We start from the raw sequence: 24,678 nt of genomic DNA, 5'->3' as shown, positions 1-24,678 counted from the left end.
AATTTTTAGTAAGAGACAAAAATAGATTTTGTATTTAAGTTTAGATTAAAATTTTAAGGCAATTCTTAAAATTTTCTTAAAAATATCGTTATAGGTAGTAATATTTAAAATATTAATGCTGTTTATAAAACAAAATACGCATTTAAATCAATTTAAAGGGGTATTTTTGCAATTTAAAATAAAAAGTAAGGAAAAGGACACAAAAAGAATTTTATTTTTAATTTTAAAGGCATTTGTGAGCTTACTTTTATAATTAATGGTATTTTTGTGTGGCATTTTTTACAGCCAATTTAAATTTTAATGATAGTAAAATAATCTAAATAGTTAATAATTGAAAAAGGACTTGAAAATGGCTGATGATTTAACACAAGAACAACTTTCAGAATGGGGCTATTTAGCCGAACAAGAGATGGATATGGGCATAAGTGAAGCATTTCAAAGTCATAAACCACAAGAAAAAATTAAAAAAAATGAAAAACAAAAATCAGAACTGGAAGAAAATGAAGAAAAACAAAAAGAAATTCAAACAAATTTAAACAAATCAGATGAAAATTTATCTCAAAACGCTAAAGAAGCATTAAATTCGCTTGACGAAAAAGAAAAAATAGATGAACAAATCAAACAAAAACAAGAAGAGATTATAGAATTTAATGGAACAAAAGAAAAAAGCGAATATTTAAAAAATGGCTTAGACAAAATAGAAAAAGATGAATTTTTAAAAGAAAGCCTAGACATTTTAAAAGAAAAAGAAAAAATAGATGAACAAATAAAAGAAAAAGAACAGACCATAAAAGAAGATCAAGACAAAAAAGAAAAAGAAATAAATAATAAAACAGAAATGAACAAAGAAAATACACAAAACAAACAAGAAACAGAAGCAGAACAAATAGATTGGAGTAAAAAAGCTGATGAATTAGAACTTCAACACCAAAAAGAATTAGAAGAATTAAAAGATAAACAATCAAAGCTAGAAGCAAATTTCAATAATGCAATTGATAATTTAATGAATACGAATGGGGTAAATGGAATAATATCTGCACTCCAAGAACTTGATAGAAGTTTAGAAATTCTTCAAAAACAAGGAAAAGAAGAAAGCGAAGTAAGATCAAGACAAAGACAAGAAAAACTAGAACTTGCGTTTGATAGTCCAAAATTTAAAGAAGCAGTGGGTGATTTGGTAAAAGAAGTTTATAGTGAGAGAAAAAAAGTCAAAAGTGGAATTGATGATATAGAAAAAGAACGCTCAAATTATGCAAAATTAAGAACAACATACGAAAAAGAAAAAAATAAAGGACTTGATATCAAAGGCTACTATAAGATAAAAGACATGATGGAAACAATAGATAAAGAAACTCCAAATTTTAAAAACGCATATCCAAAAATGTATAAAGAAGTAAATCAAACATTGGAAAAAACAAAAGAAAAAATACTTGATAAAACAAAAAATAAAGAAAATGATAGATCAAGGGAGTTATAAATATATGATTGAAAATAAAGAAAGAATAAATCAAGAGCATATAAAAATAGCAAAAGAAGTTGGTTTAAAAGTTGTAGATGGAGAATATATTAACATTGGAAAAAAAGAAAATATTTTCGTTGGAGTAAGTGACGATAAAAACCCAAAAAAAGGTTTTTGGTGGAATATTGACTACAACGGAATAAAGGATTTTGATATTGTTATGGAAAATATATGGCTTAAAGCCGATAAAGAATATTCTATAAAAACAAATGCACCATACGAAAAAAGGTGTGAATTTGTAGAAAAAATGTCTAAATTAAAACACAGAGTAATGGAACTTGAAAAAACAAAGGAAAACGAAATGAACCCAGTAGATAAAAGAAAAATGCTTGAAAAAGAAATAAATAACTATAAACAATCAAATGATAATGATTTTTTACAGCAAAAAGATGCCTATGTAGGACTAAATTATGCATTAGCAAAAGCACATGATTATGACGCCACAAAAGAAAACAAATATATGAATAAAATAAAAGAAATCGAAGAACCACTAAAAAGCATAAGTCAAAGAACAGAGTTTAGTGAAGATGATCCAACTAAAAAGATTTTAACACCAAACAAAGAAGATGAAAAGCTAATGAACTTATTTAAAGAAAACAACTATTCTCTCTATAAGGAAGCAAATCAAGAACTAAAAATGATGAATAAAGAAAAAGATTTTTTTCAAATGGTTCAAAACACTAGCAACATAAATCAACTAGTAAGCTCTTATCATCAATTAGAAAATGGATCAGGCGACACAAGAATGAATCATGCAATAAAAGAAGGTAATGAAATCAATACGCAAAGATTTAAAAAGCACTATCCAAAAGCAACAAAAAAGCTAGAAGAAGCTTACTTAAAATTTCAAAAACAAGAAAAAAATAATGACAAAGGTATAGAATTATGAAAAAAACAGCTATATCAGTAATTGCATCAATTACAATTTTTTTAGGCAATGCAAATGCAAGTGGAATACCAACAATTGATGTTGCTGCAATTGCCCAAGCAGTATTGGGATATACACAAACGCTAAAAGACTATGCAGAGCAGATAAAACAATACGAGCAAATGGTAAAAGATACTCTAAATTTTGAAAAGCAAATGAAAGAATTTGGTGTAGATATGAATGATGTATATGAAATATTAGGCGATGCACAAGAAATGATAAATCAAATGCAAAGCATTTACGATGATGTAAATAATATACCACAAGATGTTATGAAAAATATTGCGAGAGTACAAACTGCTTGTTCCTTTTTGGAAAAAAATAGTAGTTTTTTTGGAATATCTATTAAAAAAAGCTCAGTTACAATAAAAGACAAAGTCAATCGTTGTACATATGCACTAAGAGATGGGGCAAATATAAGCAAAACAATAGAAGAAATTACAACAAAAATGGAAAAAACAATAGATCCAATAGAAAGAGCAAATTTACAAACTCAAATTGATAATATTAAAAACGCTGAAAGATTTTTGCAAGAGCGAGACAATATAAAAAGAACAAATATGCTTCTAAGCTTTGAAGATACATTTAACAATGCAGATAAAACAAATCCATACTCAAGAGCTAAAATGAAAGATGATTTAAAAAAGCTTTCAAAACAGCTAGGAAAGGCAAATAATCAAAAACAAGCCCAAGCACTTACAAACTCAATTTTAATTAAAATTTTAGAGAATTTACAGCAACAATATGAACTAAATATAAATTATACAAGCACCATAGCATCAGGCAGACAAATGAGTAATGATGCAAATTTTAAAAATTTAGATGAAAACAGTTTTAAACAAAAAGTAGTTGAATATAAAAGAAATGATGATTTATTTCAACCTGAAAAAAGAAAATTGCCAAAAGATGAGCTAGGACTACCTAAATTTATGTTTATGAATAAGTAGAAATTTTAAATAATGAAAACGCTTAATTATGAAAAAGCAATAAAAGAAGTAGAAGAGTTAAAAAAACTATCACCCCTTTTAACGCCAATTCAAAAAAAGAAAAATGCTTGAAAATTCCAAAAAAGAATATGAAAACTATATAAACTCAAACAAAACAACAAAACAAAAAGATAAAGAGATGAATTATAAACTAGGCAAAACCTTAGCTGATGTTTTTAATTTTAACGAACAAGAAAGAAATAAATATTTAAATTTAATAATAAAAAACAAAGACGCAGAAGAAAAAGATATAAAATTCTTAAATAAACTTTTTAATGTATCCATAACAACAAATTTAAAGCAAATGGATGCAGAAAAAGAACTTTACGAAGATATTAGAAAAAAATATAACTTTGTAAAAGCATATAACAAAATTAAAAATGCAGATATAAATCATGATAGATTTATACACAGCTATCCAAAACTGCATAAAAAAATAGAAAAAGATTTTATTAAAACTTGGGAACAGCAATCAAATAAAAATAAAACATCTCAAAAGGAGTTAGAAAGATGAAAAAAAATATAATTTTAAAGGCTTTAATGGGCAGTATTGCCCTAGTAAGCTTTACAAATGCTGGAGAATTAACAGGAGATGTAAAACTATCTTGTGAAGCAATTTTATGCTTGAGCAGTAGTGTAAAACCTGGAGAATGTCAGCCATCGCTGGATAGATTTTTTTCAATAAAAGAAAGAAAATGGGAAGATACAATAAATGCAAGAAAATCATTTTTAAAATTATGTCCAACAGATGGTGCGGATCAAAAAGATACTGAATTTAAAAGATTAAGAGATGATATATTAGTCTATATTTCTGAGCCTTGCAATATTGAGTATTTAAATACAAGGGTAGAATATAAGTATAAAATAGAATATGTTGGTGAAAGAATGAGAAAAAGAAAAATTGCAACTCATGCAAGAATTAATCCAAATTTGCCAGAGAGTTGCAAATTACTCAAAACAAGTAAATATACAGATATTAAAGTTAAATATACATGCCCTACAAATTTTTATAATATAGAAGATTGGAATCAAGGCATTACAATGACTATGATAGATAAAAAAACATATGATAATTTGTATACAAAAAATCCAAATTCAGTACAAATGCAAAAAAGTAATTATAAATTTTGTAAACAAAACACATCGAATTTTTGCAAACCAAAATATTATAAAAATGATAAAATAAACAAAAATTGCTGGGTATATGATGAATAATGGAAAATTTAGTAGAACTTCCACTAGATGAAATTTTAAGAAATAATGGCTACTTTGAAAAAAGAGAGAAAAGTAGCCAAAATTACAAAACACTTACAAATGAAAACTCAGATACAATAGTTATATCACGCCAACAAAATGGGCATTATTTATATTTTAATCCAAATGATGATAAGGACAAAGGAAATATTTATAATTTTGCCAAAAATCGTGGAATTAAAGCCTCAGATTTAATAGATACAAATAACATAAATAAAATAAAAGAATTAAAAAGCAGTATTAAACCAATAATAAATTTAAATCGAAATAGTAATAAAATCATAGATAAATATAAGAAAATGAATAATGTAGATAAAAATTCATTTTTTGTAAGTAAAAGAAAATTAAATATTGAACTATTATCAAGGTTTAGCTTTTTAAGACAAGATGAAAAATATAAAAATGTAGTAGTTCCAACTTATACATTAGCATCAATACAAACAAAAAATGGAAATAAAGAGTATTTAAGACAAACTGGGACAATTAGCTATCTTTCTAGCCCAATTACACAAGATCCACAAGGAAAACCATATAATAAGCCAATTAAACAGCTTTGCAATGGAAATAAAGGCTTAGAAGTTTTAAAAGCTGATGATGCAAATAAAAATCCAAAAGAGTTTAAAAATATAGTAGTTTGTGAAAGCATGATAGATACTTTATCATACGCACAAATTAATAACATCAACTTAAAAGAAACCTTGCTTTGTTCAACAAACGGTCAAATTTCACAATCGCAGAAAATAGCCTTAAAAGCACTTCAAAAACTAGCTCCAAATGCTGAATTTTTGCTTGGCTTTGATAATGATGATCGTGGAAAAGAATTTTGCAAAATAGTAGAAGAAATTATACCAAATACAAAAAGAATAACACCAATTTTAAAAGATTTTAGCGATGATTTAGTTATAGGCAAAGAACTAGGACTAGATAATAAAGATATCAATAAAGAAAGCCTTTTAAAGCCAATAAATGACTTTAAAAAAAATGTTGAATATTTACAAAAGAAATATGACATTTTAGAACCATACGCAAAGGATAAAAAAGTAAAAGAATTATTTAGCCAAAATATAGCCAAATTTAAAGAAATAGAGCCAAAAGTAAGATGCATTCAAGGAATGAGAGAATGTTATAAGAGATTAAATATATTAGAAAACAAAATATCAAGAGATTATTCGAAATCAAGATAGGAGAAAAAATAACTAATCAAATAATACTATAAGTGGTTTTTGGACTTTAAGCTCTAATTAAGTTTATAGTATCCTTTGTTTTTCCCCTTTTTGTCGTGGTTTGTAGCTATTTGCAAAATGTCAAAAAATTACAAAATGTGCCGTATCCAAACGGCTTCGGTGTTTCTTTTAAAAGGGAGAAAAAGCAGATTTTAGCTTAATATATGCTTAAATATTATTGTTATTTTTATGTTTTTTATTGTTTTTATATTTATATTTTTTAGTTTATTTAGTTATTTTAATATTGTTTTATTTTAATATTTATTATTTTTTAAGTTTAAAAACGGTATAATTAACTCATAAAAAGAGCGATACACTGCTCAAAATTTTTAAAAAGGATAAAAGATGGGTTACATGAAATACTGCGAACATCAAATGATAAAAAGAGACTTAAATAGTTGTCGCTGGTCGGATGACTTAAATGAAACAAATGCAAACGAAGACATCGTATGTGATTGTGTTGACTTACAAAAATATATCATAGAGTTAGCAGAGCAATTTGGATGCGAAATTAGTAATAAAGAAGAAGTATTAAACAATCTAGACGAATACAAAGAAGAAACAGTATTGGAAATTAGACGATTAGATAATCCTAAATTTTAAAAATAAAAGGATAAAAAAATGAAAAGTATAAAACTGGGAAATAGAAGAATGCGAGTACTAGAACAAAATGGTAATCTAGCCTTTGTTATAGATCAAAGAAGTTGCCAATATATGGTTGTTGAAATCATGCCAAGATTGCATATGAAGTCGTACACACATAAGCCATATTGCAAACATGATGGTTATTCGCCGTGGTATGTAGGTAAGGTAGAAGAAAGAGATGAAGTTAAAGGCTGGCTCGATAGAGCGGTTAAGAATCATTTCATGGGTGATTATCTAAAACAAAAAGAAAAGATAGATTTAATTATTAAAAAACCATTATAAGGATAGCAAAATGCAAATATTACAGGCAAAAGATATAAATTATATAGTTTGTTTTCAAAAATATAGAGACGGGCAATATATAAAAAAAATTTTAGAAATATTAATAGAAGCAACAGATGAAGAATGCTCGGAAAGAGAAATGTATTGGAGAGAAAAGCTTTATGACATATGTGGTAATTTTGAAATTTATACAGAAAATTTAGAATACTATGAATATGAAAAAGGAAAATTAGAATGAGTAGCCCAGACAAAGAAAAAGAACAAAAAGTTTTAAATGAAATAATTAAATTTAGCACAAGGAAGCCCATGATAGATAAAAGCTATAATAAATTTCAAAGAACACATGAAATAATGCAAGAGTTAATCAATTCTCCGTTACCACTTGAAGTGACGGAGCTATCAAATATCAGCAACAAAGAGCTTGTATTTTTAAAAAGCAGTATTGAACTTATGGCTGATTATTTAAATTCTTTAGGCTTTGATTTTATTAATCATAAAGATGAAATTTTAATGCCAATTTATGAAGAGTTTGAAAAAAGACGGAAAAATTATGATTAGATAAATATGTTATAATGCCAAAAGATAACTCAAAAGAAATTTTAAAAGGAGTATAAATGCCGATTTTATCACAAAGACAAATACTTGAATATTTATCTGAAATAAAACCTCAGTTAAAAAAAGATGGAATAAATGGAATTGGTCTTTTTGGAAGTTATGCTGACGGCTATGCAGATGAAAATTCAGATATTGATATAGTGGTTTTAGCAGATAAAGAAAAATTTTTATATAGACTACACGCATTTAAAGCACTTGACTATTTAGACCAATTAAAAAATAAAATTTCAAAACATTTTAATAAGCCAGTTGACATATGTGATTTTTATTCAAAACAAGAAATAGAAAAAAGCAAAATAGTAAAAGGAGCAATATATGTCTAATAAAGTCATTAGAAGATTAAAACTAGCTATTGAAAAAATAGATCAAATAAATGAAATTTGCAAAACAAAGGGCATTTCAGAAGCATTAGAAGATGAGTTACTCACAAAACCAGCCATTATGAAACATTTTGATGTAATACATCAGCAATTTAAGAAAATAGAAGAAGAGGGCAACAAAGAAGCATTAAATGGACTTAAAGAAAAAGATTTAAAAGGAATTAGAGATATTAGAAATTTTTCATCGCACGATTATGATAATATCAATAAAAATATTGTTAAAGATGCCATAGAAAAAGAGCTTCCAAGCCTCAAAGAAGATTTACAAAAAATCGTAAAAGAAAAAGAAAAAACAATATGCAAAGATTTAGAAAAGAAAATAGATTATTTAAACAAGAAACAAAATATTTTAATTTCACAAGCCAAAAGAGATCTTGTTAATAGTATTAAAAAACAATATGCTGAATTGCAAAAAAATGGAATCAATTTAGATAAAAGCTATGTTGAAAAATTTAAAAAAATATCCAAAGATAATTTAATAGAGAGATCAAGGTAATAGCAATTTGCTACAATAAATTTAATATAATCTCAAATTTAAACTCAAGATCCGTTTTTGAACTTTAAGCATTAATTAAGTTTATGATACATTCTGTTTTTCCCCTTTCTGTGGTGCTTTGTGAGTGGTTACCAAGCATCAAAAAATTACAAAATGTCGGTAATGATAATATCTTAACTGTTTTTCTTTAAAAGGGGGAGAGAAAGCGGATTTTAACTTAGAATATGCTTAAATATTATTGTTATATTTATGTTATCTTATCTATTTTATATTTATATTTTTTAGTTTATTTAGTATATTTAATTTTGTTTTATTTTAATATTTATTATTTTTTAAGCTATAAAATAGTATAATTACAATGTAAAAGAAAAAAAGATTACGAATTAAAATAGCATTAAAAATATGCTATAATTTTATAAATTAACTAGAAAGGTTTTTAAAATGCGTAAAATTTTAACATTGAGTTTAATTGCTGTGTTCTTTACGGCTTGTAGCGAAATTAAGATGCCACAGCTTCCGAAAGTACAACAAACACAAAAAAATTCAGAGCCTACAGAAGCAGAGTGTAAAAAAATAATGGCAAAATACAAGAAATTAAGAAACCAAGGATATGTTGGAAATGAGCCGTCTCTCGGAAGAGATTATTCACTTGATGCGAAATATTGCGAAAAGAAATATACATATAGTCCATCAGTTGATGATATGATAGAAAACATTGAAAGACTTGGCAATTAAAAACTAATACAAATAAAAAAGGGTAAACATGCAAACTATAACAATAAATGCGAACATTAATTCAAAAGTGATTGAATCAATAAAAAATATAGTAAGAGCTATAGATCCAAATTCAGAGATATTTTACTCAAAAAATGAACCAAATAGCGAATATGAACTCTCAGAAGCCGATAAGGATGACTTAAGAGAAATCTTAGCACAAAGAGAGCGTGGAGAATTAGAATTTATAAGTCATGATGAATTCAAACAACACAAAAAAGAATTATTTGCAAGGCTTGGTGAGTATGCAAATTAAGTATAATAAAAAATTTGAAAAGAGAACTGATGAAATAGTAAGCTTCATATGGAAAGATAGTCCAGCAAATGCTGTTAAATTCTATGATGGCTTATTAGAAGCCATAGAAAAAATAACTTTCATGCCATACAAACATAGAAAAAGCACAGCCTTTAATAATCAACAAATCCGTGATTTAATTTTTAAAAATTATGTAATACCATTTTATATAGATGAAAAAAGTAACTCAATAGAAATTTTATCAATTTATGGCAGAAATTTACCCTAAAATTTAAAAAAATACACTATAATCAGACGGAGCTTGTATTTAAAGTAGCCTCAAATACAAGCTTCAATCCATTTTTAAACTTTAAGTTTTAATTAATATTTTAAAACAATTAGTTTTATCCCTTTTTATCGTATTTTACTCATATTTATAAAATATCAAAAAATTACAAAATGTCGGATATGGCAAAGGTATTGACTTTTAAATTTTTTAAAAGGGAAAAGTATTTTTTAAAATTAACAATTACTTAAATATTATTTTTATTTTTATATTTTTTTATGCTTTTTATTTTGATATTTTTTAGTATATTTCGTTTATTTAATTTAGTTTTATTTTAATATTTATTGTTTTTTAAATAAAATACAGACAAATGCAAAAGAAAAACTATTCTCTACCACCTCTGCTTTTTTCAATACTATTAAATTTATCTTTTTTAATTGTGTTATTATTTCTATGGTATGAGTTATCTTTTAAAATATCTTTCATAAGGACTTGCTTATTTCTTATCTTTAAAAGCTCATCATCAGGCGTTACATTAAGCACAGCCACACCTTTAAAATACTCTTTAAATAAAAAATTATTTCTATCAATTTTATCAGCCTTTAAAAGCTTATTTTGCACGAAATTAAAGCGGTCTTTAGCAATATCAATAATAAACTCCTTATTATCATTTAAACGCTTTTTATAGCCCTTTTTGTCATCATCACTCAAATTTGAATGCTCCAGCAAATATAAGCTTTTATCTAAAATTTCAAGTTTTTTACCAAGTTTAAAAAGACTATTATTTTTACCAATCATCCTAGAAGCCATCAAACTATCATCAAAGTATTTTATAGCATCATCACCTTGCCTTTTACGGTAAATTGCAATTGCCCTACATGCTTTTTTATAATTTTCAAAGTCAGATTTTGTAGCATTCTTGCCCTTTGGATAGAGTTTATGATAGTTGTATTTAAAATTTTCAAGCAATACAAGAGCCTGTGATCTGTCTTTATAATTAGCCATTTTCATCTCATTAATTTGATTAGTTTTATATGAAATTTTATCAAGTTTATTAATTTCATTTAAAAGAGCTTTATTCTTTTTATAAATTATTTGATTATTTTCTTTTAATTGTTTAGCTAGTTTATAAGATCTTTTATTTTTCTTTTTTACATATTGTAAGAATAACGCCAAAAGCTCGGCATTTTGCTTTTTAAGGATATTTAATTCATCATTCATAGTCTCAATTTTATTTTTAGTAGTTTTATAAATTTCTTTATTTTTATCCTCCATGTTGAAATAATAATCTTGCAATTTATCCTTAGCAGTATAATCATCAACTTCAAGCCTAACACTTGATTTTATCTTTGAAAACTCTAATTTTAAATCTTTTGAAAGTGAGTTTTTATTTTCATATTTAAGTCCTCTAGCTCCCAAAGAAAAAGCAAAATTTGTTCTAGCTTCATCAAAGAAATCTTTAATCTCAGCTTTGGAATTAAAGTGAATTTTTTTATTTGTAAAAATATTTCTCTTATTTAAAACAACATGGACATGTGGATTGTTTTGATGAGTGTGTAAAACAAAAGCGTATTTATGACCTGTAAAATTTGTTCCCAAAGTATCCTTAACAGCATCACATAAAGCATTTAATTTTTTCTCATCATTGCATGGCTCATTAATTGAAAAAATCAAATGCCATGCATCTTTTGAGTTTAAATTTTTGCCAAAATCTTTGCTCCAACCTTTCATTATCTCATCACTGCTTACCTTGTCGCCATTCTCATCAATAGCAAGTCCATCAATAGAATTTTTTAAAGTATAATCAATACATCTTTTAATGGAAGTTTGTGGCAAATTTGAAATCATTTTTATAACTGATTGCTTTGAAAAATTATTTTTTGAAAAAGAAGTCCCAGCTTTTGAAAATCCACCACCACTAAAAGAAACATACTTGTGTTGACTTTTTGTGTATTTAGTTCGTCCAGCTCTAACTAGATGAAAAAAGTAACTCAATAGAAATTTTATCAATTTATGGCAGAAATTTACCCTAAAATTTAAAAAAATAAGCAAAAAAATAAATTTTTTTAATCGGAACATTTTGTCAAAGATATTTTTTTAAAAAAATAAACTCAAACAGCGACACTATAAGCAAAGTAAAAAAATTAAAAAGTAAATGAAAACTTATTTTAAAATTAAATCAAAAATTATAAGTGCGAATACACCGAACTTTTAAAAATTCGTTTTACAAAATGTCGCTTTTGAAAATTTAGTATAGTGCTTGAAATATTAAATTTTTTAAAAAACAAGGACAAAAAATGAAAAAATTTTTTTTACTTTTAACTCTTTTTTTAACAGGTTCATTTGCTGCAGGTGGAGGAGATAATATAGCTAAAAAATTATCAGATGCTGCAAACACTCAAATCACAGAAGTTGGAAAAAGCGTAGCCTCTATTGTTAATACGATTTCAATTACGTTCGGTGGACTTTGGATAGTCATTATGCTTTTAATTGCTTATTTTAATATTGAAGCTTTTAAAAACAATGCAAAACTTTTATTTGGTGCATTGGCAATTATCGGAATAGTTTATGCATTATCTTCATCAATGATGTGAGTTAAAAAATGATTGTGACAGATTGCTATATGGATCTTACCAAAAAAACAAAAATCTTAGGTTTAACTACAACAAGCCTAGGATTAACAATCATTATAGGATTTATTTTTTGGTTCATTATGATTTTATATTCTTTAATCGTAGTTGTATTTTTATATTGCTTTTTTTTCACAATTGAATACTTAGACGAAGATATATATGACATCATTGGCTCAAAAATGAAAATATCTCAAAACAAATTTTATGCTTAGGAAATAAAATGACTCTATTTAAAAATTTTAAAAAACCAAAGCAAGAAAAAAACATCGAGAACAAAAAAGATAAAAAACAAAAGAAAAATAAAAATAGTTTTTTATCTGGAATTAATAAAAAAGCCGATGAAATAATAATGCTAAAAGAACCACAAATTTATACTCTTGCAAAGGAAAATAATATCGCTTGTAAATATGATGAAAATTTTATTATTACAAAAGATGGTAATGTTTGTATTGGAGTAGAATTAAAAGGGACAAGCTATGCAGGAATTAGCTTAGACGATGAGACTGATTATTTGTTAAGCCGTGTAATGTTTTTTACAACACTAAAAAACGATGTGGAAATTAATTTAATTATCAAAAAAAGAAAACAAGAAAATAAAAGCTATGTAGAAAAAGATATAAATCCATATGCAAACGAAATCATAAAAAAATGGGAAATTAATCAAGATATTTATGAAATTAGATATTTTTTATTTATTTCAACAGTCACAAAAAATATAACAGGTATGCTCGAAAGCTTTAAAACGGGCGTAACAAGTGAAAAAAGGGAAGAAAATAAAGATAGTGTAAATTTAACTCAAAAAATGGAGCTTTTAAAAGAAACTCTTCTAAACATAAAAAATCATTTATCAATTTATCAGCCAAGACAAATGGATGGTGATGAAATTTTAAACTTTTATGCAACTTACTCGAATGCACAAGAAACAAATTTGAAATACACAAATGAGTTAATTACAGATTGTTATATTAGTTCAGATGTTGAGTTTAAAAAAGATTATATAGAATTTCATTTAAATGATGGAAGAACGAAGTATGGTAGATTTGTAAGCGTAAAAGCATATGAGACAGAGCAAATAAAATCAATTATTACATCAAATTTAATTAAAAGTAATTACGAATTTATGGTAATGATATATTTAAAGCCATATGAAAAAAGAAAAGCTCTTAAAAAAATTAAAGACACAAAAACATTTTCGGTTGATTTAGTTAAAGCAGAACTTGATCAATTAATGGAGTTAGTCCAAGCAGATAGAGAAAACCTAGTAGAGACAAGCTTTTCAATTTATGCTTTAGCATACGACTTGGATGAATTAGACGAGAAATCAAATAAATTAAAAAATATACTTGAAAATCAAGGCTTAAATGTAGTTAGAGAAACAATTAACCAAAAAGCTTTATATTTTAGCTTTTTTCCAAGTCGTGGAAATTTAAACGCAAGAAAAAAGACATTAAACATAAGCAACCTTGCAACAATTGCTAGTTTTGAAAATGAAGTAACTGGCTTTAATCAAAACGATTGGGGAAATGAAGCAGTAACTACATTTAAACACTTAAACGGAACACCTTTTTTATTTAATTTTCACTGCCAACCAGCAGGTGATCGTCCAAGTGGACACACAATGATCATGGGTGGAACAAGTAGCGGAAAAACAACACTTGCTCAATTTTTAATGACAAATTTATTTAAATATCCAATAGACATATTTGCAATGGATAAGCTTCGTGGTATGCATAATTTTACAAATTATATGGATGGAGAATACCACGACAGTGAAAGTAGCGATTTTAAATTAAATCCATTTAGCTTATCCAATACAAACGAAAATAAAGACTTTTTAAAAATGTGGCTAAGATTTATGGCTGAAGTTAAAAATGATGAACACAAAGCAATAGAAGATATAAGTAGCACAGTAGAAAGAATTTACAACAACAAAGAAGATGATCAAGTAATGTCGTTGAGTGATTTTATAACATCACTTCCAGCAGAAGATGAAGCAAAACTAAAAACTAGATTTGGAAATTTTAAAGACTCAATATTTGATAACAAAGAAGATGCTTTAAATTTTACAAAACAACTATCAGTTTTAAATATGGATGGAATATTAAGTGACAAAAAAGCGTCTGGATTAACAGCCATGTATATATTTCATAAACTCAAAAATCAAGCAAAAAATAACACCCAAAAGCGTGGCTTTTTTTGTTTTATAGATGAATTAAAAGATTACTTACAAGATCCTACAATGCAAGAAAAAATACTAGAAGCCATCCTTGAAGTAAGAAAAATAGGTGGTGTAATGTGCATGGGTTTTCAAAATATTAATTTGTTTAGTGGAATTGAAAGGGGATCATCATTTTTAGATAATATTGCAAATTTTATAATTTATCCAACAAGTAACGATGAAACAATACAACAACTTAATAATTCAATCGGAATAACACCAACAGAAGCTAAATTCTTAAAAGAGACAAACTCAAATGCAAGGCAAGTTCTTTTAATGATGAAACAAAGAAACGAAAGTGCAAAATTAGATATAAATTTATCAAGACTTGGCGATTATATGAAAGTATTTTCATCAAGCTCAGATAAGGTAATGCTTTTAAAACAACTAAAAAAAGATAGTCCAAAACATTGGCGTAAATTTTATATAGAAGATAAAGGAGCTAATAAATGAAAAAAATAGCAGTAATTATGGGAGTTTTAATGATTTTTTTAACTGGATGTGCAGATAAGCCAAAAAAAATAGAAAAAATCAGCCCTTGTGCTTTTAGTAGTTTAATTAAGGTTGGGTAAATGGCATTTGAAGATAAAAAAGTAGATCCAAATTTCATCTTTAAAACAGAAAGAACGATAAAAGCTTATATGTTTTACATAATAATAGTACTTTCAGTGGTTAGTATAAGCTTATCAGTAGCATTGATTTTTTTAACACCTTTAAAAGAAACAAAACCTGTGCTTTTAAAATTTTCAGAAGCTGATGCAAGATTTGTGACGATAGATGATACGGATTTAAATGTTAGAAATAGTGAAGAGCTTTTAAAAAGCATTCTTGCAGGTTATGTAAAAAATAGAGAAATGATAAATAGAATTGATGATATAGAAAGATACAACGAAATAAGAACGCAAAGCAGTCGTCAAGTATGGGAAGCATTTCAAAATTTAGTAGCAAATCCAAATTCAATCTACACAGCAAAAAATTACTTCAGAGATATACAGATTTTAAATGTCTCTCTTTTGAGTAGTAGTGTCGCAACAATTGACTTTCAAGCAGAAATCACAAATGCAGGAAGAACAGAAGTAAGTTATAAAAAATATAGAAGTGCATTGGAATATGACTTTATAACAGATGGAAACACATATGCAGATGTAATGAAAAATCCAACTGGCTTCATTGTAAATAAATATCAAGTTACACAAATACTTGATGAAAAGGTAAAAAATGAAAAATTTAATTAAATTTTCACTAATTGCAATGTTTGCTTTAAATTTAAATGCAAACAATAACGATGCTGGATTAAGCCAAGCACAAATGGATGAAATAAGAGCCATTATGAAGCAAACCCAAGAATTAGCAAACGAGCAACAAGGAATGGGCGAAAGCATATTTAACGATAAAGAAAAAGATATAAACAAAAATATAAGATCGAATTTTAAAATAAATCCACTTGGGATGCGTGGAGAAGAAACACAACCAAATATAGAAAGTTTTCACAATTCACAAGATAGCTTTAATGCAAATATGGAAGTAATAGATTTTAGCAAAGAAGAGCTAGAGCTAATGCAAGGAGCTATGAGAAATCAAGATTTAAAAGCATTACAGAAAAAATTTCACTCAAAAAAATATAGTGGTTATGAAAACACTAAAACAATACCCTACACCCCAAATAAAACACATAAAATAAGAACTCGTCAAGCAATGGCTACAACTTTAATATTTGAAAGCGATATAGATAATTTTATACTAGGAGACCAAAAAGGCTTTAAAATAGCACAAATTCCAAGCAAGGCAAATGCTATAGCCATAATTCCACAATTAATTGGAATAGATACAAGCTTAACCATTTTTACAAATGATGGAAAAATTCATACTTTTTATCTTTTTTCAACAGACTATAAAAATGTAAATGATCCAAGTTTTGTGATAAAAATAGAAGATGAAGAAGCAAAAAAAATAAAACTAGCAAAACAAGAAGCAATCAATAAAGAATATAAAATAATAAAAGATGGCATTGCAGAAGTAAAAGTCAAAAAAAGCGATATTTATAGTGGATACACTCAAAAAGCAAAAGAAGAAAATGAATGGCTTTTATCAGCTGAAATATTTGACGATAAAAAATTTACATATTTTAAATACTCAAAAGATGAAATGCCACAAATTCCAGCAATTTTTGCAGTAATTGATAAACAAGATAGTCCAGTAGAAACAAGAATAGTAGGAGATTACATCATAGCAGAAACTACAAATCCAAAATTTACAATTAAAAGTGGAAATAGTTATGTGTGTGTAAATAGGCAACCAAAACAAGCTGAAATTCAAAGAAGAGAAGAAAGAAAGAATTTAAATATAGAAAACAAAAAAGAAACAATAAAAAACAATAATAAAATAATAAAAAATAAAAAAGAAAAACAAGAACACGAAGCTGTAAAAAAATTAAGGGGAATATAAATGAAAAAAAGGGAAAAAACGCTGATTTTTAGCCTTATTGTATTTTTATCATCTCCCCTTTTTGGTGGTGATATTTTCACAGACGAAGAAATGAAAAATTTACAAAATCAGTCAAATTTGGATCATCTGTTTAATAATTCTAAATTTCCAGTTGATGATTATATTTATAAAGCTGGTAAAAAAGAACCAAAACAAGATGGAGCTAGTATGGTTGAAGTTATTAAAAAACTTGATGAATTTGAAGAAAAAACCAAACCAAATGAGCAAACAAGTAGCCCAGAAGATACTTTAAAAGAACAAGAAAATTTAAAACAAAAAGCAATAGAAAAACAAGAAGTTTTAAAAACACAACAAATAGAATTAAAAAATGAAATTCAAATGGATAATCAAAGAGCTTATGAATATAAAATGAAAAAACTAATCAGAGCTCAAATTTTATCAGATCGTGGAAGTGAAATATCAAGCATTAATCAAAGCTCAAAATTTGGTGTTGATGGCTTTTCAAATCAAAAAAGTATAGATATAAGCACAAATGAACATAGGCTTTATAGAACAATCAGAGCTGGAAGAATGATACCTGCAATTTTAACAACTGCAATCAGTTCAGATTTAAATGGGGTCGTAACAGCTCAAATAGAACAAGATATATACGCAACAATGGGAAAAGCAGTATTAATACCAAGGGGAAGCAAAGCAATAGGATTTTATACAAACGATACAGAAATTGGTCATGAAAGATTGGAAATTATGTGGAGAGAAATTATCACTCCACAAGGTATTAACATAATGCTAACTGATGCTATTGTTGCTGATAATATGGGAATGAATGGGGCAGTTGGTGCAGTCAATAATAAATACTGGGAAAGATACGGCATAGCTTATTCAATATCAACCGTTACAAATGCTTTACTTCTAACAATTGCATCAAAAATGAAAAATTCAAACCAATATGCAACGGAAGTGTATTCAAATGCAAAAAGCGATATAAGTAGCGTAGTTCAAGACATAATCCAACAACAAAGCCAAATAAAACCAACAATTGAAATTCAAAGTGGTAGTAGGATATTTTTAGTGCCAACAAATCATATGTGGTTTGCAAAACCAAAAAATGGCGAAGTGTTAATGCAATATTTTAATGATTAAAAAGGATAAAAAATGGAATATGAAAATATAAAAAATCAAATTAAAGCTGAAATCGAAAATAAAAAAGCAAATGATAAATTACTTGTAAAGATTTCAAACCAGATAAAAATTACAGAAAAAGCACAAGCAAATGTAGACAAGGAAAAAGAAAAACTAGAAAAACTAATGGAAGAAAAGCAAAACTTAGCTAATCAAATCCAAGCAAATTTTACGAAAGAAAACGGTAATGAGTGAAAGTGTAATATTAAATAATATTTTAGGTGTTTTAAAGCCATATTTAACACTAAAAGCAAATGAGATTATTTTTAATAAGCCTTGTGAAATTCACATTGATTATGGAGATCACTGGGAAATAATGCATGACCCAAAACTAGACATTACCTTTTTAAATAACTTTTTAATTGAATTAGCAACAAGAAGAAATCAAAGATTTGATGAAATGCATTGCAGTTTATCGTGTGAGTTACCAAGTCCATATTTAAGATATAGAGTTCAAGCACAGCATAAATCTAGCCTTTTTAACAGTGATATATCTATTTGTATAAGAATACCAAGTAAAGAAATTTTTAAATTAGAAAGTTTTATTTTAAGCGATAAAGTAAAAAATGATGGTTGGAATTATGAAAAGATAAAAGAGCTAATCAGAAAAAAGAAAAATATATTATTAAGCGGTGGAACAGGTAGCGGAAAAACAAGCTTTTTAAACTCTTTAATGGGCGAAATTGACCAAAACGAAAGAGTCGTAACAATTGAAGATAGTCAAGAATTACGAGTAGAAAACATTAATAAAACACAACTTGCAGTTCCAAAAATTGCAACTGAAATTTATAGTTATCAAATAGCAATAGACAATGCTATGAGATTAAGACCTGATAGATTATTCTTAGGAGAAATTGACATCAGAAACACTTTTTCATTTTTAAGAGTAAATAACACAGGACACGCTGGAAATTTAAGCACACTTCATGCAAATAGTCCAAAAGATGCTATTAAAGCTATTAAAACAAATGTGATACTAGGTGGTGGATTAACAAGCGTGGATGATAAAATGTTAAATAGCTTAATTGTAACAGCAATTGATTACATAATTCAAATTGAAAGAGTTAAAAACAAAAGAGTAGTCACTGATATTTTAAATTTAAAAGCACTTGATATGCAAAAGGTTGGATTATGAAGAGAAGACAACATATATATTTAAATGAAACTGACATAAGAGTATTAAACCGAATTGCTAAACAGAAAAAAGAAAGTAAATCATCAGTTGTTAGAAAATTAATAAGCGTAGAGAAATATACAAACACTCTTAAAGAAATTGAAATAAGAAATAGATTAATTGGTGAATTGGTACAAGAACTAAATCATGTAGGAACAAATTTAAATCAAATAGCATATCACTTAAATGCAGATATTACAAACATTAAAGAAGCTAAAAACGATTTAAAAAAAAATATGTGTAAATTACAAACTCAAATTAACGATTTAAAAAAAGAAATAAAAAAATTAGAAATAGACATAGGAGTAAATCATACTAAAACACCAAGTGAGTTTTTAAACAAGGAAGAAAATGGATAAGGAATTTAGTAAAAAAGAGTGGTTGGCAATGTTTATCATCTCTATACTTATGGGTGTAATATTGTATTTGATTATGATTAAAGTAATTTTTAATCCAATTTTAGTCAAAGTTCCAGTAGTAGCACTTCAAATATTGCAAAACATTGGAGAGCCAACACTTAAATTAAAGGCTTATGTTGCTATATTTTTATTAATTGCTCCATTTTTAGTAGTTTTGGCTTGGTGGCTATTTCCATTTTTAAAAGATAATGGAGAATACGGCTCAGCTAGATTTGCAACACCAAGTGATTTTAAAAAAATGAAAATAAATTATGACACAGGTCTAGTTCTAGGATGTTTAGATATTGAGAGCGAAAATCCTAAATTTATAAGAGCTACCCAACCTTTATCAACACTAGTAGTCGCACCCCCTGGTTCAGGTAAAACAGCAGGTATGATTATTCCTAATTTGCTAAGTGTTTCAAATTCATGCTTAGTACTTGATATAAAAGGTGAACTATATCAAAAAACAGCTGGATATAGAGAGAAAAATTTCAATAATGAAGTTCAATTATTCTCCCCTTTTAGCTGGGATAATACACTGTTTTTTAATCCATTTGATAACTCAATTGTAAAAGATATGCAATACATTCATATTAAAAAATTGGCAGAACAAATAGCCTCTACAATTTTTGTAGGCGAAAAAGGGAAAGAAAATGATCACTGGATAATATCAGCAAAAACAATGTTTGTATTCTTTGCCGAATATTTTATGCAAAAAGATAAACATGCAACACTCTCTCAACTTGCAGAAGCTCCAAAAATGGATTACTTTGAATATTTAGATGAAAAATTTGGAGAAGAAGCAATGCTTCCTGAAAACGAAGATGACCCAAGTGAGCCTAGAAAAAGAGATTATGATGCAGACACATTTAAAATTTGGCTAAAACAAACCAGCTTTGATGAAAGTATTGATCCAAGCACAAGAAATCAGGCAAGAGCCTATTCAAAAGCAGCCGAAAATGAGTTTGCAAGTATAAAATCAACTTATGATACATTTATGAAAGTTTTTAGTAATCCGCAAGTAGCAAATGCAACAAGTAAAATGAGCTTTGCATTTGAAGACTTAAGAGAAAAGCGACTCTCAATGTATGTAGTAGTTCAAACAGAAGATATGGAAATTTTAGCTCCTTTAATTAGAATTTTTATAGAAACATTATTTAAAAAGTTAATGAGTGGACAAGAAAACTCAGACCCTGATAAATTTATATATTGCTATTTAGATGAATTTGTAAGATTTGGAAAAATGCCATTTTTATTAGAAGCACCAGCACTATGTAGAAGTTACGGACTATTACCAGTATTTGTGACTCAAAGCTATGAGCAAATTAAAAAATACTACGGAGATGACGACACAAATATAGTTAAAAATAATAGTGGATATCAAATAATTTTTAATATGAATAGTGATAAAGACGCAAAAGATACGAGTGAGCTAATAGGAGATTATACACATATTAAAATCAGTAAAAGTCAAGGAAATATGGACTTATTAAAAAGCAATATTTCAAAAAGTAAAGAAGGTAAAAAATTAGTAACCTCACAAGATCTTAAAAATCAAGATAGTAGCGATGTAATAATTCTAGTAAAAGGCTTTTATAAAATGCCAATTAAAGCAAAAGTTCCTTATTGGTTTAAGATGAAACAATGGGCTGGAGCAGATAAAATAAAATTAGAAGATAAAGAAAAAACTGATGAAAACAAAACAAACAATAAGACAGAAAATACAAATATAAAAGATAGAAATAAAGAAAAAGAAATAAATCAAGAAAAAGATGAAAATTTAAAGCAAGTTCAAACAGAAATAAAAAATGAAGAAGAATTAAAAAAGACAGAGGAAAGGAATCAAAAATATGAGTTATTAAAATCATTAAAAATCAAAGTTGAAAGGGATTAAAAATTATTGTTTTATTATATTAATTTTAGTAAAAAATTATATATTTTATTTCTTATTTTATTAATAAAATTAGTGAATATATAATTTATTTATTTTATATTTTATTATTTTTTAAAGATTTTAATCTAAATTTTAAGAAAAAAATAAGATTTAGATTAGAGTCTTAAAAAGCTCTAAATCTATCCTAAGGAGTAAAAAATGACTTATGCAGAAAAATTAGCACAAGATAAAGCATATAAAGAATATGAAAAACATCTTGCCGAACAATTTGAAACAAGCGAAGATGGTGAGTTTGAAATCAGCGATGAAGAAAGCAAGGAGTGGGATTATTTAAATAAATCCAATCAAAGCTTAGAAGATTTTGATGAAAACGAACCCAACACAGACTCATAGCCCAAAAGTTATGAGTAAACAACAGATATAAGGAATACAAAATGCCAAGAAAAAAAGAAGTTAATGCAGAAATAAAGCAAGAACAAAAAGCAGAAGTAAGAAAAAGCTGGAATGAAATGAGTAATGTGGAGAAAAAAGAGAGTTTTGATAAACATGTCAAATACAAGCTTTTTGAAGCACATAAAACAGCAAAGGCAGACTGGCAAAAGGATATGACCAAAGAACAAGTAGATAATACAATGCCATATAACGCCTCAACTGGAAAAACATACTCAAGAGAAACCAGCATGATGCTAAGAGCTGAAATGGCAATCAAAGGTTATGATAAAGCTCAATTTGTAACAATGGAGCAAGGTAATGCGATGGGTGGAGTTTTAAAGCTTAAACACGACGAAAAAACTGGTGAAGTTCTAAAAACAAAAAGTGGTAAAGATGCAAGAGTTGATGGTGTAAAAATGTTATATATCGCAACTCATGAAATAAGACCAAAACTTGATCAAAACGGCAATGAAGTTAAAGCAGTTGCCAAAGACAAGGATGGAAACGATAGGCTTGATAAAGACGGAAAACCAATCACTTATACAGTAAAAGAAAAAATTCCAATCAAGCCAAGACTTGAAACTAAGACACTTTACCATGTAAGTCAGTTTAATGGGCTTGATGAAAGTAAAATAAAAGAACGAGACCTAACTGCAATACAGAACTACCGGGAAAAAGCAAAAAGTCAACCTTTTGAAATAGAAGTAAATTACGGAAAAACTCTTGGAATTGGTGGAAATTTAGCAAAACAACTAGATAATTTAAGCATTGCACAAATTAAAGGAGTTGATTATTACAATCCAGCACAAAAGCTTGATATGAGCAAAGAACAAGACAAAGCTAAAAAGCAAACCAAAGACAGGGGCATGGAAAGGTAAATTTATGAAACTTAGGATAGATGGGGCGAAAGCCCCAAATTATAAGGATAAAAAATGTTATTTGAATTTTTAAATTTTTTAGGCTTATCAGATAATAAAATAAATAATAAAACAAAAATAAATAGCAAAAATAGTGAAGATACAGAAATAATAAATAGCAATGAAAAATATAATATAGATATAAAAGAATTTACAAATTCAAAGAACGAAAGAATACAAGAAGCAACAGAAATTATACCATTGGGAAATGGTAAAGCCTTAAAAAGAGTAAAAACAAAAATTATAGGCAGGATATAGAAATGGCAAATGAAAAACAAGTAGCAAAAGAGCTTTTACAAGATAGTAATTGGCTAGACAAAATTCAAGGGGTAATGCAAGATAATGTGTTTAGTTTATTTGAAAAATTTTATAATGGAGCTCACGATTTAGTTTATTCATCAGCATCGCTTACAGTAATTTCAATAATTGTAATGTTTTGGCTACTTGATAAATTAAAAAATGGATACCCAACAAATCAAGAACTTTTTAAAGCCATAAAATACATAATTATATTATGCTTTATTTTTGCAACACTTAGCTCATATGGTGCATATGAAGGTGCTTTGTATGTGTTAAATATTCCAGTAAATATGGTTAAAGGTATAGTTGGATCAATGTTTCAAGGTCAAGATTTTGGGGCAATGATAACAGATGCTCTAAATCAAGTCGAAAATATAAGAAAGATGATGTGGGAGTATGGAAAAAATGAATTCTCAAGTGGTGTAAATTTCCTTGGTTTTACAATTAAAAATCCTATAGATGCCCTAACATCAAGAATATTTACTATTTTTGCAATGATACCATTTTGGATATTTTACATAATATTTTTTATTTTACTAGTAGGAATTACAGCAGTTATACTCATATCAACATTTATGGCATATTTGATTTTAAGCACAATGCCTATCATTATCCCTTTTTTAATTTATAGGGGATTTTTACCATATTTATGGAGTTGGTATAAGCTTTATTTATCATATGCTCTTATTGCACCATTATCATTTATAGCTTTAAATTTAGCAATTAATCCAATTATGAAACTTGCAAATTATGAAAACAATATAGGCGATTTATTCGTAAAACAATTCGAATATTTATTAACTGGAACAATTACTTGCATTACAGCATATTACATTATAAAGAAAATTCCAAATTGGATAAATGCAGTTTTAGGAACACAAATGGAAAGTGGAGCAGGTGGAGTAGGTGGAGCATTAATGACAGGAGCTATAGCTGGAAAAACATTCCTTGGTGGACTTACTGCAAAATCAATGGGTAAAAGTTTCTTAGGTGGAGCTATGAGTGGATTAGGAAGAGCAACTGGTGGTTCAGCTGGGGCTAGAATTGCAAGTATTAGTGCAGGAGCAACAGCAAATGCAATGAAAGACATGGGAAAAGGAGTTGGCAAGATTTATGATACATATAAAAAATTTAGAGGTGGGTATGCAGTACCATGAAAAGGAACAGCAAAATGAAAAATAATGGAGATAGATGGATTTTTGAAATTTTAGAAGCTTCAAAGTTCAAAGATATAGAAAGACAAAGAGAAATTCTTGGCGATATAGCACTATATTGCATTAAAAGATTTAAAATTTATATATCGCACCATAAAAGAAATATAAAACATAGTAAACACTTTAAACATGAAATTAAATTTTTCTATGATCTTTGTATTGAAAATATAAAATGTGAAGAATTGCTAAGAAAAATATTTAATAAAGATTTAGAAATTTTAAAAAATATAGATATAAAGGATTAA

At 27.1% G+C, this 24,678-nt stretch carries 31 protein-coding genes; 30 read left to right on the top strand and 1 reads right to left on the bottom strand.

The genetic code is table 11. The features are described from left to right. Window positions 1-349: 349 nt before the first annotated feature. The 15 genes from HMPREF9309_RS02610 (at window position 350) to HMPREF9309_RS02540 (ending at window position 9,626) form a co-directional block, all read left to right on the top strand. Window positions 350-1,477 carry a hypothetical protein gene (locus HMPREF9309_RS02610; RefSeq protein WP_016646379.1) on the top strand — a complete coding sequence of 376 codons (1,128 nt, stop codon included), beginning with the start codon at window positions 350-352 and terminating at the stop codon, window positions 1,475-1,477. A gap of 4 nt (window positions 1,478-1,481) precedes the next feature. Beyond that, window positions 1,482-2,408: a hypothetical protein gene (locus HMPREF9309_RS02605; protein WP_016646378.1), complete on the top strand. Its 927-nt coding sequence runs from the start codon at window positions 1,482-1,484 to the stop codon at window positions 2,406-2,408. Next, on the top strand, window positions 2,405-3,394 hold the full coding sequence (locus tag HMPREF9309_RS02600; RefSeq protein ID WP_016646377.1) for a type IV secretion system protein: 990 nt from the start codon (window positions 2,405-2,407) through the stop codon (window positions 3,392-3,394). Before HMPREF9309_RS02605 ends, HMPREF9309_RS02600 begins: the two co-directional genes overlap by 4 nt. Window positions 3,395-3,497: 103 nt before the next feature. Continuing rightward, window positions 3,498-3,947 (top strand): hypothetical protein, encoded by a 450-nt coding sequence (locus tag HMPREF9309_RS02595; RefSeq protein WP_016646376.1) that lies wholly within the window; start codon window positions 3,498-3,500, stop codon window positions 3,945-3,947. Then, window positions 3,944-4,648 (top strand): TrbM/KikA/MpfK family conjugal transfer protein, encoded by a 705-nt coding sequence (locus HMPREF9309_RS02590; RefSeq protein ID WP_016646375.1) that lies wholly within the window; start codon window positions 3,944-3,946, stop codon window positions 4,646-4,648. The genes HMPREF9309_RS02595 and HMPREF9309_RS02590 overlap by 4 nt, the downstream gene beginning before the upstream one ends. Beyond that, window positions 4,648-5,871 (top strand): toprim domain-containing protein, encoded by a 1,224-nt coding sequence (locus tag HMPREF9309_RS02585; RefSeq protein ID WP_016646374.1) that lies wholly within the window; start codon window positions 4,648-4,650, stop codon window positions 5,869-5,871. The genes HMPREF9309_RS02590 and HMPREF9309_RS02585 overlap by 1 nt, the downstream gene beginning before the upstream one ends. Before the next feature lie 384 nt (window positions 5,872-6,255). Next, a complete protein-coding gene (locus tag HMPREF9309_RS02580) occupies window positions 6,256-6,513 on the top strand; it encodes a hypothetical protein (RefSeq protein WP_016646373.1) in 258 nt (85 codons plus the stop codon). 48 nt (window positions 6,514-6,561) lie between these two features. Continuing rightward, entirely contained in the window at window positions 6,562-6,837 is a 276-nt protein-coding gene (locus HMPREF9309_RS02575; RefSeq protein ID WP_155827308.1) for a hypothetical protein, read from the top strand. A 10-nt stretch (window positions 6,838-6,847) separates the two neighbouring features. Then, entirely contained in the window at window positions 6,848-7,075 is a 228-nt protein-coding gene (locus tag HMPREF9309_RS02570; RefSeq protein WP_016646371.1) for a hypothetical protein, read from the top strand. Then, on the top strand, window positions 7,072-7,395 hold the full coding sequence (locus HMPREF9309_RS02565) for a hypothetical protein (RefSeq protein WP_016646370.1): 324 nt from the start codon (window positions 7,072-7,074) through the stop codon (window positions 7,393-7,395). Before HMPREF9309_RS02570 ends, HMPREF9309_RS02565 begins: the two co-directional genes overlap by 4 nt. A 56-nt stretch (window positions 7,396-7,451) precedes the next feature. Then, window positions 7,452-7,775, top strand: a complete 324-nt coding sequence (locus HMPREF9309_RS02560) for a nucleotidyltransferase family protein (protein WP_016646369.1) — start codon at window positions 7,452-7,454, stop codon at window positions 7,773-7,775. After that, window positions 7,768-8,328: a HepT-like ribonuclease domain-containing protein gene (locus tag HMPREF9309_RS02555; RefSeq protein WP_016646368.1), complete on the top strand. Its 561-nt coding sequence runs from the start codon at window positions 7,768-7,770 to the stop codon at window positions 8,326-8,328. The genes HMPREF9309_RS02560 and HMPREF9309_RS02555 overlap by 8 nt, the downstream gene beginning before the upstream one ends. 504 nt (window positions 8,329-8,832) lie before the next feature. Continuing rightward, a complete protein-coding gene (locus tag HMPREF9309_RS02550; protein ID WP_147568306.1) occupies window positions 8,833-9,063 on the top strand; it encodes a hypothetical protein in 231 nt (76 codons plus the stop codon). A gap of 28 nt (window positions 9,064-9,091) precedes the next feature. Continuing rightward, the gene (locus HMPREF9309_RS02545) at window positions 9,092-9,358 is read left to right on the top strand and encodes a hypothetical protein (RefSeq protein ID WP_016646366.1); all 267 of its coding nucleotides are present in this window, start codon (window positions 9,092-9,094) and stop codon (window positions 9,356-9,358) included. Then, window positions 9,348-9,626, top strand: a complete 279-nt coding sequence (locus HMPREF9309_RS02540; RefSeq protein WP_016646365.1) for a type II toxin-antitoxin system RelE/ParE family toxin — start codon at window positions 9,348-9,350, stop codon at window positions 9,624-9,626. The genes HMPREF9309_RS02545 and HMPREF9309_RS02540 overlap by 11 nt, the downstream gene beginning before the upstream one ends. 381 nt (window positions 9,627-10,007) lie before the next feature. On the opposite strand, the gene HMPREF9309_RS02535 is transcribed toward HMPREF9309_RS02540, so the two are convergent. Further along, complete coding sequence (locus HMPREF9309_RS02535; RefSeq protein WP_016646364.1) at window positions 10,008-11,618, bottom strand: relaxase/mobilization nuclease domain-containing protein; 1,611 nt, start codon at window positions 11,616-11,618, stop codon at window positions 10,008-10,010. 302 nt (window positions 11,619-11,920) lie between these two features. Between HMPREF9309_RS02535 and HMPREF9309_RS02530 the strand changes: the two genes are divergently transcribed. The 15 genes from HMPREF9309_RS02530 to HMPREF9309_RS02460 all read left to right on the top strand — a co-directional run bounded on the left by HMPREF9309_RS02530 (window position 11,921) and on the right by HMPREF9309_RS02460 (window position 24,678). Continuing rightward, window positions 11,921-12,217 (top strand): hypothetical protein, encoded by a 297-nt coding sequence (locus HMPREF9309_RS02530; protein WP_016646363.1) that lies wholly within the window; start codon window positions 11,921-11,923, stop codon window positions 12,215-12,217. A gap of 259 nt (window positions 12,218-12,476) precedes the next feature. Further along, window positions 12,477-14,927: a VirB4 family type IV secretion/conjugal transfer ATPase gene (locus HMPREF9309_RS02520; protein WP_016646361.1), complete on the top strand. Its 2,451-nt coding sequence runs from the start codon at window positions 12,477-12,479 to the stop codon at window positions 14,925-14,927. After that, the gene (locus HMPREF9309_RS09205; RefSeq protein ID WP_016646360.1) at window positions 14,924-15,046 is read left to right on the top strand and encodes a hypothetical protein; all 123 of its coding nucleotides are present in this window, start codon (window positions 14,924-14,926) and stop codon (window positions 15,044-15,046) included. Before HMPREF9309_RS02520 ends, HMPREF9309_RS09205 begins: the two co-directional genes overlap by 4 nt. Then, entirely contained in the window at window positions 15,047-15,709 is a 663-nt protein-coding gene (locus tag HMPREF9309_RS02515; RefSeq protein ID WP_016646359.1) for a VirB8 family type IV secretion system protein, read from the top strand. Further along, the gene (locus HMPREF9309_RS02510) at window positions 15,693-16,919 is read left to right on the top strand and encodes a TrbG/VirB9 family P-type conjugative transfer protein (protein ID WP_016646358.1); all 1,227 of its coding nucleotides are present in this window, start codon (window positions 15,693-15,695) and stop codon (window positions 16,917-16,919) included. Before HMPREF9309_RS02515 ends, HMPREF9309_RS02510 begins: the two co-directional genes overlap by 17 nt. Further along, entirely contained in the window at window positions 16,920-18,062 is a 1,143-nt protein-coding gene (locus HMPREF9309_RS02505; protein ID WP_016646357.1) for a DNA type IV secretion system protein ComB10, read from the top strand. 12 nt (window positions 18,063-18,074) lie between these two features. Continuing rightward, on the top strand, window positions 18,075-18,296 hold the full coding sequence (locus HMPREF9309_RS02500) for a hypothetical protein (RefSeq protein ID WP_016646356.1): 222 nt from the start codon (window positions 18,075-18,077) through the stop codon (window positions 18,294-18,296). Next, window positions 18,289-19,236, top strand: a complete 948-nt coding sequence (locus HMPREF9309_RS02495; protein WP_016646355.1) for an ATPase, T2SS/T4P/T4SS family — start codon at window positions 18,289-18,291, stop codon at window positions 19,234-19,236. Before HMPREF9309_RS02500 ends, HMPREF9309_RS02495 begins: the two co-directional genes overlap by 8 nt. Continuing rightward, on the top strand, window positions 19,233-19,634 hold the full coding sequence (locus tag HMPREF9309_RS02490; RefSeq protein WP_016646354.1) for a hypothetical protein: 402 nt from the start codon (window positions 19,233-19,235) through the stop codon (window positions 19,632-19,634). Before HMPREF9309_RS02495 ends, HMPREF9309_RS02490 begins: the two co-directional genes overlap by 4 nt. Beyond that, complete coding sequence (locus tag HMPREF9309_RS02485; RefSeq protein ID WP_016646353.1) at window positions 19,627-21,570, top strand: type IV secretory system conjugative DNA transfer family protein; 1,944 nt, start codon at window positions 19,627-19,629, stop codon at window positions 21,568-21,570. Before HMPREF9309_RS02490 ends, HMPREF9309_RS02485 begins: the two co-directional genes overlap by 8 nt. Before the next feature lie 198 nt (window positions 21,571-21,768). Beyond that, complete coding sequence (locus HMPREF9309_RS02480; protein ID WP_016646352.1) at window positions 21,769-21,963, top strand: hypothetical protein; 195 nt, start codon at window positions 21,769-21,771, stop codon at window positions 21,961-21,963. Window positions 21,964-22,004: 41 nt separating this feature from the next. Beyond that, on the top strand, window positions 22,005-22,880 hold the full coding sequence (locus HMPREF9309_RS02475; protein WP_016646351.1) for an ArdC-like ssDNA-binding domain-containing protein: 876 nt from the start codon (window positions 22,005-22,007) through the stop codon (window positions 22,878-22,880). Between the two features lie 54 nt (window positions 22,881-22,934). Beyond that, window positions 22,935-23,177, top strand: coding sequence for a hypothetical protein (locus HMPREF9309_RS02470; protein ID WP_016646350.1), 243 nt, complete (start codon window positions 22,935-22,937; stop codon window positions 23,175-23,177). A gap of 2 nt (window positions 23,178-23,179) precedes the next feature. Continuing rightward, the gene (locus tag HMPREF9309_RS02465) at window positions 23,180-24,376 is read left to right on the top strand and encodes a type IV secretion system protein (RefSeq protein WP_016646349.1); all 1,197 of its coding nucleotides are present in this window, start codon (window positions 23,180-23,182) and stop codon (window positions 24,374-24,376) included. A gap of 14 nt (window positions 24,377-24,390) precedes the next feature. Beyond that, window positions 24,391-24,678, top strand: a complete 288-nt coding sequence (locus HMPREF9309_RS02460) for a hypothetical protein (RefSeq protein ID WP_016646348.1) — start codon at window positions 24,391-24,393, stop codon at window positions 24,676-24,678.

The sequence above is a fragment of the Campylobacter ureolyticus ACS-301-V-Sch3b genome, from assembly GCF_000413435.1.
GTDB classification, from domain to species: Bacteria; Campylobacterota; Campylobacteria; order Campylobacterales; family Campylobacteraceae; genus Campylobacter_B; species Campylobacter_B ureolyticus_A.
This window is presented reverse-complemented; position numbering and strand designations above follow the sequence as displayed.

Bases quoted from the DNA above. Each gene is read 5' to 3' on its own strand.
- HMPREF9309_RS02610 (WP_016646379.1), top strand. From the start codon at position 350: ATGGCTGATGATTTAACACAAGAACAACTTTCAGAATGGGGCTATTTA.
- HMPREF9309_RS02605 (WP_016646378.1), top strand. From the start codon at position 1,482: ATGATTGAAAATAAAGAAAGAATAAATCAAGAGCATATAAAAATAGCA.
- HMPREF9309_RS02600 (WP_016646377.1), top strand. From the start codon at position 2,405: ATGAAAAAAACAGCTATATCAGTAATTGCATCAATTACAATTTTTTTA.
- HMPREF9309_RS02595 (WP_016646376.1), top strand. From the start codon at position 3,498: ATGCTTGAAAATTCCAAAAAAGAATATGAAAACTATATAAACTCAAAC.
- HMPREF9309_RS02590 (WP_016646375.1), top strand. From the start codon at position 3,944: ATGAAAAAAAATATAATTTTAAAGGCTTTAATGGGCAGTATTGCCCTA.
- HMPREF9309_RS02585 (WP_016646374.1), top strand. From the start codon at position 4,648: ATGGAAAATTTAGTAGAACTTCCACTAGATGAAATTTTAAGAAATAAT.
- HMPREF9309_RS02580 (WP_016646373.1), top strand. From the start codon at position 6,256: ATGGGTTACATGAAATACTGCGAACATCAAATGATAAAAAGAGACTTA.
- HMPREF9309_RS02575 (WP_155827308.1), top strand. From the start codon at position 6,562: ATGCGAGTACTAGAACAAAATGGTAATCTAGCCTTTGTTATAGATCAA.
- HMPREF9309_RS02570 (WP_016646371.1), top strand. From the start codon at position 6,848: ATGCAAATATTACAGGCAAAAGATATAAATTATATAGTTTGTTTTCAA.
- HMPREF9309_RS02565 (WP_016646370.1), top strand. From the start codon at position 7,072: ATGAGTAGCCCAGACAAAGAAAAAGAACAAAAAGTTTTAAATGAAATA.
- HMPREF9309_RS02560 (WP_016646369.1), top strand. From the start codon at position 7,452: ATGCCGATTTTATCACAAAGACAAATACTTGAATATTTATCTGAAATA.
- HMPREF9309_RS02555 (WP_016646368.1), top strand. From the start codon at position 7,768: ATGTCTAATAAAGTCATTAGAAGATTAAAACTAGCTATTGAAAAAATA.
- HMPREF9309_RS02550 (WP_147568306.1), top strand. From the start codon at position 8,833: ATGCCACAGCTTCCGAAAGTACAACAAACACAAAAAAATTCAGAGCCT.
- HMPREF9309_RS02545 (WP_016646366.1), top strand. From the start codon at position 9,092: ATGCAAACTATAACAATAAATGCGAACATTAATTCAAAAGTGATTGAA.
- HMPREF9309_RS02540 (WP_016646365.1), top strand. From the start codon at position 9,348: ATGCAAATTAAGTATAATAAAAAATTTGAAAAGAGAACTGATGAAATA.
- HMPREF9309_RS02530 (WP_016646363.1), top strand. From the start codon at position 11,921: ATGAAAAAATTTTTTTTACTTTTAACTCTTTTTTTAACAGGTTCATTT.
- HMPREF9309_RS02520 (WP_016646361.1), top strand. From the start codon at position 12,477: ATGACTCTATTTAAAAATTTTAAAAAACCAAAGCAAGAAAAAAACATC.
- HMPREF9309_RS09205 (WP_016646360.1), top strand. From the start codon at position 14,924: ATGAAAAAAATAGCAGTAATTATGGGAGTTTTAATGATTTTTTTAACT.
- HMPREF9309_RS02515 (WP_016646359.1), top strand. From the start codon at position 15,047: ATGGCATTTGAAGATAAAAAAGTAGATCCAAATTTCATCTTTAAAACA.
- HMPREF9309_RS02510 (WP_016646358.1), top strand. From the start codon at position 15,693: ATGAAAAATTTAATTAAATTTTCACTAATTGCAATGTTTGCTTTAAAT.
- HMPREF9309_RS02505 (WP_016646357.1), top strand. From the start codon at position 16,920: ATGAAAAAAAGGGAAAAAACGCTGATTTTTAGCCTTATTGTATTTTTA.
- HMPREF9309_RS02500 (WP_016646356.1), top strand. From the start codon at position 18,075: ATGGAATATGAAAATATAAAAAATCAAATTAAAGCTGAAATCGAAAAT.
- HMPREF9309_RS02495 (WP_016646355.1), top strand. From the start codon at position 18,289: ATGAGTGAAAGTGTAATATTAAATAATATTTTAGGTGTTTTAAAGCCA.
- HMPREF9309_RS02490 (WP_016646354.1), top strand. From the start codon at position 19,233: ATGAAGAGAAGACAACATATATATTTAAATGAAACTGACATAAGAGTA.
- HMPREF9309_RS02485 (WP_016646353.1), top strand. From the start codon at position 19,627: ATGGATAAGGAATTTAGTAAAAAAGAGTGGTTGGCAATGTTTATCATC.
- HMPREF9309_RS02480 (WP_016646352.1), top strand. From the start codon at position 21,769: ATGACTTATGCAGAAAAATTAGCACAAGATAAAGCATATAAAGAATAT.
- HMPREF9309_RS02475 (WP_016646351.1), top strand. From the start codon at position 22,005: ATGCCAAGAAAAAAAGAAGTTAATGCAGAAATAAAGCAAGAACAAAAA.
- HMPREF9309_RS02470 (WP_016646350.1), top strand. From the start codon at position 22,935: ATGTTATTTGAATTTTTAAATTTTTTAGGCTTATCAGATAATAAAATA.
- HMPREF9309_RS02465 (WP_016646349.1), top strand. From the start codon at position 23,180: ATGGCAAATGAAAAACAAGTAGCAAAAGAGCTTTTACAAGATAGTAAT.
- HMPREF9309_RS02460 (WP_016646348.1), top strand. From the start codon at position 24,391: ATGAAAAATAATGGAGATAGATGGATTTTTGAAATTTTAGAAGCTTCA.